We start from the raw sequence: 12,963 nt of genomic DNA on the forward strand, positions 1-12,963 counted from the left end.
ACAGGGAAAATGGATCATCGCATGGAACGCGGCTTCGCCGTTCATTTTTTCAAGCCCTCCTGCAGCATGCCCAGCATGTCATGGGCCGACATGCGCGCGGCCGCGTCGCTGCCTTCCAATAAACTGTCGGCCAGGTCGCGCTTGTGCTGGTGCAATTCGACGATGCCTTCCTCGATCGTGTGCTTGGCCACCAGCCGGTAAATGGTGACGGGGCGCAATTGCCCCATGCGGTGGGCGCGGTCCGAGGCCTGGTCTTCCACGGCCGGGTTCCACCACGGGTCCATGTGGATCACGTAATCGGCGGCCGTCAGATTGATGCCCATGCCGCCCGCTTTCAGGCTGATCAGGAAAACGTCTCCCTCTCCCGCCTGGAAAGCATCGACGCGGCGCTTGCGCTCCTGCATCGGCGTGCTGCCGTCGAGATACTGGTAGCGCACGCCATGCTGTTCCAGGTGCTGGCGGATGAGGGTCAGATGGTCGACGAACTGGCTGAAGACGAGTACCTTGTGGCGGTTTTCCAGCAAGCCCGACAGCAACTGGGCGAACGCGGCCAGCTTGCTGCTGGCCAGGCCCAGCTCCGGCGCCACCAGTTGCGGATTGCAGCAGGCGCGGCGCAGCTTCATGATCTCGGCCAGGATCTGGATGGCTTTCTTGGACGCCGGCCCTTCCACCATGGCCAGCTTTTCCAGCGCTTCGCGGCGCAAGGATTCGTACAGTGCCGTTTCCTGCGGCGACAATTCCACTTCCAGCACGATTTCCGTGCGCGATGGCAGCTCCGACAGCACTTGCGTTTTGGTCCGGCGCAGGATGAAGGGCGCGATCAGGCGGCGCAAGCGCAAGCGTGCGCCGGCCGCCGCCCGCTTGTCCTGATCCTTCTCGATGGGACCGGCAAAGCGCAAATTAAACTGGTCGAGGGTACCCAGCAAGCCCGGGTTAATAAAACGGAACAGATTCCACAATTCGCCCAGGTGGTTTTCCAGCGGCGTGCCGCTGGCCACCATGCGGAAATCGCCTTGCAAGGCCATCACGGCTTGCGAGCGTTTGGTAGCGCCATTCTTGATCGCTTGCGCTTCGTCAAGCACGATCGTATGCCAGCGCACGCCAGCAAACAGCGCCGCTTCCTGTTGCAGCAAGCCGTAGCTGGCCACCACCACGTCGAAGGGCTGCAAGGTCTCCAGCATGTCGGCGCGGTCGCCGCTGCCGAACAGTTTGATGTTCAAGGTGGGCGCGAAGCGCTGCGCTTCGCTGATCCAGTTCATGCACACGGATGTGGGGGCGACGACGAGGGTGGGGCCGTTCGGCGCGCGCGCCAGGATCAGCGCCAGCGCCTGCAAAGTCTTGCCGAGCCCCATGTCGTCGGCCAGGCAGGCGCCCACGCCCCAGTGCGCCAGGCGCGCCAGCCATTCGTAACCGGCCAGCTGGTAGTCGCGCAAGTCCGCTTGCAGTGTGCTGGGCAGTTGCGGTTGATAGTCGTCGAGGGCGCGCAGGCGCAGCAAGTGTTCGCGCCACAATTTGTCGGCCTTCACGCCGCCCGCGTCGTTGGCCAGCTCTTCCAGCGCGAAGGCGGCCAGCGGGTGGATGTGCACGCCGTCGGCATGCGTCTCGCCATACGCGGCCAGCTCGGACAGCCGGCGGTGCAATTCATCGCTGAGCGCGAGGAACTGGTTGTCGCCCAAGGCCACGAAGCGGCTCTTATTGTTCTGCATCAAGTCGAGCAGGGCGCGCAAATCCATCACCTTGTCTTCATCTATCTGCACTTCGCCGCTGGCGGCAAACCAGTCCTTCTCGCTCTTGATGTTCAAGCGCATCTGGCCGCTGTCGATGCGTTTCGACACGCGCATGGTTTCGCCTTCCGGCCACGCCAATACCATGCCGGCGGGATTAAGCGCCTGCAATTCCACCAGCAGTTGCAAGCCCAGCGCAGGCTGGCCCAGCAGCCATTCGCCATGCTCTTCTTGCGCCTCTTCCAGCACCAGGCAGCGCCCGATGAGCTGGCGCTGCGCTTCGCGTTCCGCGTTCAGGTCCCGCCGCGCCTGCACGGCCCGGCCGGCCACATCGGCAAACACGCTTTCGGCGCCGCTGCCCGGCGCGTAATAAGCGCCATTGTCGAGCAGCGGGCGCACCAGGATCTGCATTTTCAGGCCTTGCTGGTAGGGCAGCAGATGCACGTGCAGGCGGTGGTCGGCCGTGATCGCTTCCGCGGCGCCGGCGCCGCCGCCGATATCCGATTGCACCGTGACCATGGACGAGATGGCGCCGATCGCCTGCATCACCTGTTTTTCCGCATGCAGCGGCACGGACAGGCCCAGGCCCACGATGGCGCCGATGCGCCGGTGCTCGTCGAGGATGTGCACCACGCGCAAGCGCGTCGGCGTCTCGCGCTGCACCACGACATTGCTGCCGTTGTCGGGCAATGGCGGCTGCATGCCCAGCCACAGCTGCCCCTCGTGGGATTTGATCAGCAGCTCGGGTGCGCCGGCGATCAGTTCCACGCGCGTGTCGGGGTGGTCTAGCCAGAAGACGAGCGGGTGGCCGACGAGCAAGATGGCGGCCTTGTCCAGTTCGATTTCATAGCGCGGTGCCGACGAATAATATTGTTTGAACGGTGCGATGCTGCCCGCCGCGCGGGCGTCTTGCGGCGTGAGGAAATCGATGTCGCCCGCTTCTTCGGCCAGGCGTTTGAGGCCCATGGCGCGGCCCTTGCTCCAGCCGCCCCGTGCGTCGCGTTTCTGCTCGCGCACTTCCACGGCCGTCAGGCCAAAGCGCGGGTCGAATGCCACCAGCCAGACGAGGCGCGAGACGCCGCCCAGCGCTTCGGCGGGCGCGTTCTGCTGCAGGTTGATGAGCGCGCTCAGCTGGCGCTGCCACGCTTCCTGGCGCTCGAACCACGGCGCCATGTCCGTCAAGCCGTGCTGCGCCCGTTTTGCCGTGGCATAGCGCTCCTGCTGCGGCTCGCCCATCAGGCCCAGCAAGCCGGCCGCTTGCGCGGCGATCAGGTCGTAGCCGGCCGCGTCCGCTTGTTGCACCAGCGACCGCAGCTGGTCCTTGCGTTCGCTCAATTGCGGCAGTGCCAGCCAGTAGTACAGCAAGCCCTGGAACAGTTGCTCCTGCAGTGCCGTTTCCCAGCTGCGCGTGGGAATGCTTTCCGCCAGTTGCACGCCGGCGCGCACCAGGCGCAAGGTATTGAGTTGCTGGTAGACGATGCTGTCGTGGTTGGGCTGTGCGTGCAGGGCGATATCGAGATAGGTTTCCGCGCTTTTCAGCAGTTTGGCGTCGTTGCCGCGCAGCAGGGCCAGCACGTACAAATGGCCGCCGATGCCCGTAAAGCACAGCTTGCGCTTGCCCGCCTCCTTGCGCAGCCCTTTCAAGGCCGTTTCGAAGCCCGCTACGGCCTGCGCATGTTCGCCGCGCAACAGGGCGATGCTGCTGTCGACAAACAGCGCCTGCGGCCCCTGCTGGCCTGCCAGGTAGCGGGCGGCCGCGTCGAGTTCGCCGCACAGCAGGGCGTCTTCGGCCAGGGCCAGCGGCAGGGCGGCGCCGATATGGTCGCCGGCGGCCGCCTGGCGCGCGTGGTGCGCGCGTGCGTACGTGCGGATGGCGTGCGCCGTGCCTGGTTCACGGGGGGCGTTGCCCAGCAGCACGGCCAGGATGTCATCCTGCAGTTGCGGCATGACGAAAGACAACATTTCCGGTTCGAACGGCCGGCCGAAAATCTCGATCAGCGGATGCAGCTGCTGCGCTTCATAGCACGCCATGCAGGCGGCCAGGATGGCGGCCACGTGGCGCACCTCGTCATTGCGCAACAGGGCGATGCGCAGGCGCGCCACGCCTTGCCGGTAGCTGCGCAATTCCACATAGCCATCCCAGTTGCGGCGCACGGGGTTGATCAGCTCGATAGCCTGGCACAGGTCGCGAAACACCAGGTGTTCGATGGCGGCGCGCATGGCGGGCCAGCGCAGCCTCGCTTCACAGGCAAAACCGCGTCCCACCACCTCGCTGACCAGCGCCAGGCGCGTCAGCCGCTGCAGCATGCCCGTGACGACAGCCAGGGTAAATGGCGTGCCGTCCGGTTCGACGACATTGGCGCGCTGCAAGTGTTCATACACGGCATGCTTGCCGACCGGTTCGCCCGTGATGGCCAGCAGGGCCAGAATCATCTGCTCATGCTGTTCCAGGGCGGCGAATTCGTCCAGCAGATGTTGTTCTACATGTTGCTCGTTCATGCGGGCAAATTGGCGATATGCACGGGCGGCTCGCCGGCCGCCACGGGCAGGCCGAACACGCGCTGGTAAAAATACAGTTCAGCGTCCAGCGTGCGCACGATGTTTTCCGCCTTGCGGAAGCCGTGGCCCTCGCCTTCGAGCGGCACGTACGCGACGGGCACGCCGCGCGCCTGCAGGGCGTCGACCATCAGCTGCGACTGCTGCGGCGGCACGACTTTGTCGTCGAGGCCCTGGAAGAAGATCATCGGGCGCGACAGTTTATCCGTGTGGTGGATGGGCGAGCGCTCAAGGTACAGCGCCTCGGCTTGCGGCTGCGACGCGATCAGGTAATCCGTGTAGCGCGATTCGAACTTGTGCGAATCGTTGTCCAGGCCCTTCAGGTCGGAGACGCCATAGTAACTGGCGCCCGCTTTGAAGACGTCGTGGAACGTCAATGCGCACAGGGTCGTCAGGCCGCCCGCGCTGCCGCCGCGGATGATCAGGCGTTCCGGGTCGGCCAGGCCGTTGGCGGCCAGGTAGCGCGCGCCTGCAATGCAGTCTTCCACGTCGACGATGCCCCACTGCCCGCGCAGCGCGTCGCGGTATTCGCGGCCGAAGCCGCTGCTGCCGCCATAGTTGACGTCGAGCACGCCGATGCCGCGGCTGGTCCAGTACTGCGTCGCCAGCTTTAATGTATTGCTGGCCATGCTGGTGGGTCCGCCGTGGCTGATGACGATGACGGGCGGCAAGGTTCCTGCCGGCGCCTGCACGTCGGTGTTGTGCGGCGCATAGAAGAAGGCGTGCGCCGTGCGGCCGTTGCTGCTGGCAAAACTCAGGCTGCGCGGCACGGACAGATAAGCGAGCGCAGGCAGGGCCGTGATCGACTGCGCCAGCACTTCCAGCTCATGGTTAGACAAATCGATGCGCGCCAGTTCCAGCGCAATGGTCGGGCTGCCGCCCAGCAGCGCGACGAAGCCGGGGCCTACGCGCAGTTCGCGGATTTCCTGGTAGGGATGCGGAATCGGTTCGAGCTTGGCCGCCGCCACGTTCAATTGCGCCAGGTAGCTGACGCCGGCCTGGATATACGTGCAGACGATCTCGTCGTCGGAAAGGAAGCCGTACATGCTGCCGCCAAAGGTCCAGTGCGGCGTGGCAAATTCCGCTTCCATCGGGCACAGCGCCTCGATGTTGGCGCCGTGCAGGCGGTACAGATTCCACCAGCCGCTGCTGTCGGAGACGAAATGCAGCAAGCCGTTTGGCGACCATTCCGGCTGGCAAATTGACTCGCGCGCGCCGCCGGCGATCAGGCGTGGCGAACCGAGGCTGCCGTCCGCGTGCACGTCGGCCAGCCACAGTTCCGTGCCTTGCCACGGCAGGCGCGGGTGATCCCAGCTGATCCAGGCCAGCTGGCTGCCGTCCGGCGACAGGCGCGGCGCCGCATAGAAATCGTGGCCGCGCGCCAGCACCGTTTCGCGCCCGTCGAAGCCGACGGCGGCCAGGCAGTTTTCCGGCTGCGCATGGCCTGCTTCCGGATGCTGCTCGCGCACGGCGATCAGGCGGGAACGGGCCGCGTCGACAACGAAATCCGCGTGGCGCGTATTGCCGCCCGTGGTGAACGCTTCGGGCATGGCGTCGCCGGCCACGCGGTACAGGCAGTTGTCGGCGAAATGCGAGAAATACACGCTATCGCCGGCCACGGCATATGCGCCGCCGCCGTATTCATGCACGCGGGTACGCACATTGAAGGGTGCCGGCGTCAGTTCATCGACACGCGCGCCGCGCTGGCGCAGCAAGGTGTTGCGGCCCGCTTCGCTGGCGCGTCCGGCCAGCCAGAATACATCGGCGCCATCCGCACCGCCCAGGGCCAGCTGCGTCAGCGGCGAGGCGCCGGCGGCGACGATGGCCGCGCTGATCGGCGATGGCCAAATGCCATAAGGGGTGCTGGATGCGGTCGAGGTCATGCGGGCTCCGTGTAGTGAGGGGATCAAGGGCCGCCAGGCAGGGTCAGGGCGCGTGGCGGCGTGCATCATCATAATGGAAGGGCTGGCACAACGAAAGTCATCGGTGTGCGTGGCAAATGCTGCAAAGCGGCACCGGAATCAATGATTTGGCGGCGATTGGATGCGATAATACCGCTTCTCCAAGCTCGATTGCCTGCCATGCCACAATTTGCTCCGCTCCAGAATGATACTTTCCTGCGCGCCCTGTTGCGCCAGCCGACCGAGCACACGCCTGTCTGGCTGATGCGCCAGGCGGGCCGCTACCTGCCCGAATACCGCGCCACGCGCGAGCGGGCCGGCTCCTTCCTGGGCCTGGCAAAGAATCCCGATTACGCCACCGAAGTGACCTTGCAGCCCCTGGAGCGCTTCCCGCTCGACGCGGCCATCCTGTTTTCCGACATCCTGACCGTGCCCGACGCGATGGGCCTGGGCCTGTATTTTGCCGATGGCGAAGGGCCGAAGTTCGAGCGTCCGCTGCGCACGGAGCAGGATGTGAAGGCCTTGCAAGTGCCGGACCTGGAGTCGCTCGACTACGTTTTCAAGGCCGTCACGCAAATCCGCACGGAACTCAATGGCCGCGTGCCGCTGATCGGTTTTTCCGGCAGCCCGTGGACCCTGGCGTGCTACATGGTGGAAGGCAGCGGCTCGAAAGAGTTCCATACCATCAAGAAGATGCTGTACAACCGCCCCGACCTGATGCACCACATCCTGGCGATTAACGCCACCTCCGTGGCGCAGTACCTGAATGCGCAAATCGATGCCGGCGCGCAAGCCGTGATGATTTTCGATTCGTGGGGCGGTGCGCTGGCCGATGGCGCCTACCAGGAATTCTCGCTGGCCTACATGCAGCAAGTGGTGGCGCAATTGAAACGCGACAAGGATGGCGTCAAGATTCCCGCCATCGTGTTTACCAAGGGCGGCGGCCAGTGGATCGAGCAGATCGCCGACATCGGCGCCGATGCCGTGGGCCTGGACTGGACCGTCAACCTGACGCGCGCGCGCCAGCTGGTCGGCCATAAAGTGGGCTTGCAGGGCAACCTCGACCCGGCCATCCTGTTCGCCAGCCCGGATCAGATCCGCGCCGAAGTGGCGAAAGTGCTCAACGCCTTTGGCGCGCCCTCGGCCGGCACGGGCCACGTATTCAACCTGGGCCATGGCATTTCCCAGTTCACGCCGCCCGAATCCGTGGAAGCCATGGTGGAAGCCGTGCACAGCATGAGCCGCGCCATGCGCAGCGGCCAGTAAGTATCCGCAGTAAGTATCCGTTTTCCCCTGGCGCAGGGGCGGAAAAGGCAGGCTTTCCAGCGGAAGCCTGCCTTTTTCTTTGCTGCGCCCCAGCAAGAAATACCGACTTATGCACAATTTTTTTTGCTGCGGAAATAAGAGGCAGCGTCAAAGCCATGCCCGGAGAGGCTGTGCAAGTGCTTGATTATTAAGGCATAAAAAATGCATTGTCCGGCGGACTTTGTTGCTATTGATAAGGTTATTCTTTCGTTCGCCTGCCTTATTCCTTCATTGTCCACAAAGTTATCAACAGATTCTGTGGATAAAATTGAAAAGTATTTTGTTAACCGATACTTAGCGTCGATGTTCAGGTTTCACCTGAAGTGCATGTTGCAGTGCATGATAATTGAACAATGTTTCGCCGCCCGGCAGCAAAAAACGAACGCTTGCCCGGCAATTGTCAACTTTGTCGCATGCCGCCGCTGTTTTTCCCGCTCGGGCGCCGCAAAACGCTGCTGATTTCTGTATAAATACATTACAAATGGTTCAGTTATGCACAGCGGCGGAAATGCCCCCTGGATTTCCAGCCTCCCGGGCGTCAATTTTTAAGCCATTGATTTTAAATGCTTAATTTTTCTTGCGTGCCGCTCTTGACGGCGATCGAAATTTTCTATCCACATTTTTCTGAAAGTTAATTTTGCTTTGTCCACAAAGTTATCCACAGAATTTTCTTCAGGCACGATGACACGCTGTCCTGCCTGCCGTTAGGCGTTTGAGGGATGAAACAAGTATCATGGCCCGCTGGCTTGATGCCGGACTTCCCGCGCGCCATTTACCCTGCGGCGCGCTTTTTTATTCAGATAGGCCCACCCCCCATGTCGCAGTGCATTTTGACGTCGTGCATCCTGAAAATCGCGCTCGACACGCCCTTGAACGCCCTGTTCGACTACCGCTGGAATGCAGCGGTGACTGACGCCGGCGCGGACGCTGCCGCACCGCTGCCGCAAGTGGGCCAGCTGGCGCTGGTGCCGTTCGGCCGGCGCGAAGTGATGGGACTGATCGTCGGCATCTCAAGCAGCACCGACGTGCCTGCCGCGAAACTGAAGGATGTGCTGGCCGTGCGCAGCCAACTGGCGCCCCTGTCGGAACAGTGGCTGGCGCTGGCCGCCTTTGCCGCCGATTACTACCAGCGCCCGCTGGGCGAGGTGGCGCTGCCGGGTTTGCCGAAGAACTTGCGCGTGCTGACCACCGTGGCGCTCGACCGCGCCATCAAGAAGCTGGGCAAGCTGGCCGACGCACATGACGGCACGCCGCTGAACATGCCGGCGCTCAACCCGGCGCAGCAGGAAGCGGCGGACGCCATCGGCGGCGCACAGGGGTTCAAGCCGACCCTGCTGTACGGCGTGACGGGCAGCGGCAAGACGGAAGTGTATCTGCAAGCCTGCGCCCAGGTGCTGGCGCGCGAGGATGATGCGCAAATCCTGATTCTGGTGCCGGAAATCAACCTCACGCCCCAGCTGGAAGGCAATATCCGCGCGCGCTTTCCCGGCGTCATGCTGGCCACCTTGCACAGCAGCCTGTCCGAAGGCGAGCGCATGCTGCACTGGCTGGCCGCCCACCAGGGCCAGGCGCGCATCGTGCTCGGCACGCGGCTGGCCATCCTGGCATCGTTGCCGAAGCTCAAACTGATCGTCATCGACGAGGAGCACGACCCGTCCTACAAGCAGCAGGAAGGCTTGCGCTATTCCGCGCGCGACCTGGCCGTGTGGCGCGCCTGGCAATTGCAAATTCCCATCGTGCTCGGTTCGGCCACGCCGTCGCTGGAAAGCTGGCACCACGCGCAGACGGGGCGCTACCGCAAGCTGGAATTGCGCGAGCGGGCGGTGAAAAATGCGGTGTTGCCACGCGTCAAGATCCTGGACATGGAGCGCGACAAGCCGAAAGACGGCCTGACTTCGCATCTGATAGCCGCATTAAAACTGCGCATGGAGCGCGGGGAGCAGTCGCTGCTGTTCCTGAACCGGCGCGGCTATTCGCCCGTCATCTGCTGCGAATCGTGCGGCTGGATCAGCAATTGCACGCGCTGCACCTCGTTCATGGTGCTGCACAAGCCCGAACACCGCTTGCGCTGCCACCATTGCAGTCTGGAACTGCGCATCCCCCGCCATTGCCCTACGTGCGGCAACGTCGACCTGCAGCCGCTGGGACGCGGCACGCAGCGTGTGGAAGAGGGCTTGCAGCAATTGTTTCCCGAGGCGCGCATCTTGCGCATCGATGCCGATTCCACGCGCAAGAAGGGCAGCGCGCAGGAAGCGTTCGACACCGTGCACCGCGGCGAAGTCGATATTCTGATCGGCACGCAGATGGTGGCCAAGGGGCACGATTTCAAAAAGCTGACCCTGGTCGGCATTTTGAATCCGGATACGGCCCTGTTTTCGCAGGATTACCGGGCCAGCGAACGGCTGTTCGCCCAGCTGATGCAGGTGGCGGGCCGCGCCGGGCGGGCCGCGCAGACGGAAGGCGGCAGCGTGTCCGAGGTGCTGATCCAGACGCGCTATGCGCGCCATCCGCTGTACGACGCCGTCGTCAACCACGATTACGACCACTTCGCCACCACCTTGCTGGAAGAGCGGGCGCAGGCGGCGCTGCCGCCCTACCTGTTCCAGGCCCTGCTGCGCGCCGAGGCGCCCGAGCTGGCGACCGCCATCGAATTCCTGCAGGCGGCGAAAGAGTGCATGGCACACCCGCAAGTGACCATCAATGACCCAATTCCCATGAGCATGACGCGCGTCTACAACGTGGACCGCGCCCAGCTGCTGCTGGAATCGCCCTCGCGGCCGGCTCTGCAGGCGTTTTTAAAAGAATGGCTGGCGGAATTGCGCGCCATGAAGTCGCGCGTGAAATGGTCGCTGGAAGTCGACCCGCTGGATATTTAAATCAAATCAGGTAGTCGCGCGCGGACTTGACGATCTGCTCGGACAGCAGCTTGGTAAACGGCGTGTCCAGGGTCCATGCATGCCAGCTCAGCGGGACGTCCAGGGTGCTGCCCGGCATCAGATCCACGAGACGGTCTGTTGCCAGCGCCTGCGCGGCCAGGCGCTGCGGCATCAGGCCATAGGCCAGGCCATCCTGGACGCAGCCGCGGCGCGCCGCTTCCACCGGTAAAGTATGGTGCGGAAACGGTTCGCGCATGTTTAATTGTTCAGCGAGGAAACGTGCCAGCAAGCCGTGCTGGCCCACGACGGCCGGTGCCAGCTGCACCGCCTCGGCAATAAAACCATCGCCGAACCAGTGGCCGGCAAACACGGGTGTTGCCACGCACACATAGCGCAAGGTGCCCAGCGGCGTGACGCTGGTGGCGGCCGCCGCGTCGATCGCTGTGCCGGACTCGGCTGCCACGCAGCCAAACACGGAGCCGTCGCGCACCATTTGCAAGGCGCTGTCGCTGTCGGCCAGGCGCACATCGAGCTGGCAGCGCGGCGGCGCCAGCAGGGCGGACAAGGTGTCGGGGAACCATGTGGCCAGGCTGTCGGCATCGATGGCGATGGCGATTTCCGGCATGCTGACGCTGTTGCCCAGGTCGATGTCGAGCGACGCTTCCATCAGCTTGACGTTGCGATGGTGCACGATCAGGCGCTGGCCCAGGCCCGTCGGCACGGCTGGCTGGCCACGGATGATCAGCAATCGCCCGCTGGCGTCTTCCAGCGCCTTGATGCGCTGCGAGACGGCCGACTGGGTGATGCCCAGCGCCAGGGCGGCCTTGTCGAAACTGCCATGGCTGGCCACGGCGTCCAGCACGGCCAGCGCGCGATAATCGAGTGATCCCATTAGCTCAGCTTATAAATTTTGAAAATGATTAGTTATACTAATGCATATATTGCTGCAAAGTAAAACCTTATTTTTGGCAAACGGGTAGTATCGAACGCTGTGAGTAACCTCGGTGGGATGGATAGCACGATGAAAACACTACAAGTGGATGTGGCCGTGATCGGCAGCGGCACGGCCGGCATGACGGCGCACAAGGCTGCGCGCATGCAGGGCAAGCGCGTGCTGATGATCGAAAGCGGACCGTACGGCACGACCTGCGCCAGGGTGGGCTGCATGCCCAGCAAACTCTTGATCGCGGCGGCCGAGGCGGCCCATGCCGTGGCTGCGGCGCCCGGTTTCGGCGTGCACCCGGGCTCCGTGCGCATCGATGGCCGGCAAGTGATGGCCAGAGTGCGCAGCGAGCGCGACCGTTTTGTCGGCTTCGTGCTCGACGGCGTCAACGCCATCCCCGAGGAAGAAAAACTGCGCGGCCATGCGCGTTTTATTTCCCCCGGAACATTGCAGGTGGATGAGCACACGCTGGTGGAAGCGGCCAGTGTGGTGATCGCCACCGGTTCCACGCCCATCGTGCCGCCCGAGTGGCAAGCGGCCGGTGAGCGTGTCATCACCAGCGACGCCGTGTTCGAATGGACGGATTTGCCCAGCTCGGTGGCCGTGGTCGGCAGCGGCGTCATCGGCCTGGAACTGGGCCAGGCGCTGGCCCGCCTGGGCGTGCGCGTGACCCTGTTTGCGCGCGGCAATAAAGTTGCGCAGCTAACGGACCCGCTGGTGCTGCGCGAGGCGGATGCCGTGCTGGCGCGCGAACTCGATATCCGTTTCATGACCAAGGTCGCACACATGGCAAAAACGCCTGACGGCAGCGGCATCCTGCTGACCAGCAGCGATGGCGCCGGCGTGGAAAAAACCGAGCAGTTCGAGTATGTGCTGGCCGCCATCGGCCGCGCGCCAAACGTGGACAAGATCGGCCTGGAAACGGCGCAAATCGAGCTCGACCGCCACGGCATTCCCCTGCATGACCCGCATACCATGCAGTGCGGCAAAAGCGCCATCTTCATCGCCGGCGATGCCGACAACGAACTGCCGCTGCTGCCCGAGGCGGCCGACGAGGGCCGCATCGCGGGCGACAATGCGGCGCGTTTTCCTGACGTCAAACCTGGCTTGCGCCGCACGTCGTTGACGATCGCCTTCACGGAACCGCAGATCGCCACCGTGGGCGCCACGTACCAGCAATTGTGCGTGAGCCACGCGGGCCGTTTCGCCGTCGGCGCCGTGTCGTTCGGCAACCAGGGCCGCAGCCGCGTGATGCTGCAAAACCAGGGCTTGCTGCGCGTGTATGCGGAATTCGGCAGCAAGCGCTTTCTCGGCGCCGAGCTGATCGGCCCGAGGGCGGAGCACCTGGGCCATTTGCTGGCCTGGGCATGCCAGGCGCAGCTGACGGTGCCGGCCATGCTTGACATGCCGTTCTACCACCCCGTCATCGAGGAAGGCGTGCGCACGGCTTTGCGCGAACTGGCGCTGCACCTGGAAAAAGACCCGGAACACGCGCCCGGCTGCGCAGATTGCTCGCCTGGCGTCTGATGCAATTTTTGTATTTAAACAATTTTGTAGACAAGCGCACATGATTGCGCGATCATCGCTGCCACATTGAAATATTGATTAAAAGCAAAAAACATTTCAATTGGTATATGCCGCCCATGCCGCAATGGTAA

General features: G+C 63.6%; 6 protein-coding genes. 3 read left to right on the plus strand and 3 right to left on the minus strand.

All coding sequences use genetic code 11. From position 1 onward, the window contains the following. Positions 1 to 41: 41 nt before the first annotated feature. Both KO539_RS23400 and KO539_RS23405 read right to left on the minus strand, forming a co-directional pair. Positions 42 to 4,223, minus strand: coding sequence for a DEAD/DEAH box helicase (locus KO539_RS23400; protein ID WP_219312040.1), 4,182 nt, complete (start codon positions 4,221 to 4,223; stop codon positions 42 to 44). Continuing rightward, on the minus strand, positions 4,220 to 6,163 hold the full coding sequence (locus tag KO539_RS23405; RefSeq protein WP_219312042.1) for a prolyl oligopeptidase family serine peptidase: 1,944 nt from the start codon (positions 6,161 to 6,163) through the stop codon (positions 4,220 to 4,222). The genes KO539_RS23400 and KO539_RS23405 overlap by 4 nt, the downstream gene beginning before the upstream one ends. A 198-nt stretch (positions 6,164 to 6,361) precedes the next feature. Between KO539_RS23405 and hemE the strand changes: the two genes are divergently transcribed. Together hemE and KO539_RS23415 are read left to right on the plus strand one after the other, a co-directional pair. Further along, a complete protein-coding gene (hemE, locus tag KO539_RS23410) occupies positions 6,362 to 7,447 on the plus strand; it encodes a uroporphyrinogen decarboxylase (RefSeq protein WP_219312044.1) in 1,086 nt (361 codons plus the stop codon). An 854-nt stretch (positions 7,448 to 8,301) separates the two neighbouring features. Further along, positions 8,302 to 10,362: a primosomal protein N' gene (locus KO539_RS23415; protein WP_219312046.1), complete on the plus strand. Its 2,061-nt coding sequence runs from the start codon at positions 8,302 to 8,304 to the stop codon at positions 10,360 to 10,362. A 1-nt stretch (position 10,363) separates the two neighbouring features. Here the strand turns inward: KO539_RS23415 and KO539_RS23420 are convergent, their stop codons facing one another. After that, entirely contained in the window at positions 10,364 to 11,254 is an 891-nt protein-coding gene (locus KO539_RS23420; protein ID WP_219312048.1) for an ArgP/LysG family DNA-binding transcriptional regulator, read from the minus strand. A gap of 129 nt (positions 11,255 to 11,383) precedes the next feature. Between KO539_RS23420 and KO539_RS23425 the strand changes: the two genes are divergently transcribed. Next, complete coding sequence (locus tag KO539_RS23425) at positions 11,384 to 12,832, plus strand: dihydrolipoyl dehydrogenase (protein ID WP_219312050.1); 1,449 nt, start codon at positions 11,384 to 11,386, stop codon at positions 12,830 to 12,832. Positions 12,833 to 12,963 lie beyond the last annotated feature (131 nt).

It is taken from the genome of Janthinobacterium sp. NKUCC06_STL, from assembly GCF_019345455.1.
Classification (GTDB): Bacteria; Pseudomonadota; Gammaproteobacteria; order Burkholderiales; family Burkholderiaceae_D; genus Janthinobacterium; species Janthinobacterium rivuli.

Excerpts from the sequence above, each read along its gene's own strand:
- KO539_RS23400 (WP_219312040.1), bottom strand. The coding sequence starts at position 4,223 with ATGAACGAGCAACATGTAGAACAACATCTGCTGGACGAATTCGCCGCC.
- KO539_RS23405 (WP_219312042.1), bottom strand. The coding sequence starts at position 6,163 with ATGACCTCGACCGCATCCAGCACCCCTTATGGCATTTGGCCATCGCCG.
- hemE (WP_219312044.1), top strand. The coding sequence starts at position 6,362 with ATGCCACAATTTGCTCCGCTCCAGAATGATACTTTCCTGCGCGCCCTG.
- KO539_RS23415 (WP_219312046.1), top strand. The coding sequence starts at position 8,302 with ATGTCGCAGTGCATTTTGACGTCGTGCATCCTGAAAATCGCGCTCGAC.
- KO539_RS23420 (WP_219312048.1), bottom strand. The coding sequence starts at position 11,254 with ATGGGATCACTCGATTATCGCGCGCTGGCCGTGCTGGACGCCGTGGCC.
- KO539_RS23425 (WP_219312050.1), top strand. The coding sequence starts at position 11,384 with ATGAAAACACTACAAGTGGATGTGGCCGTGATCGGCAGCGGCACGGCC.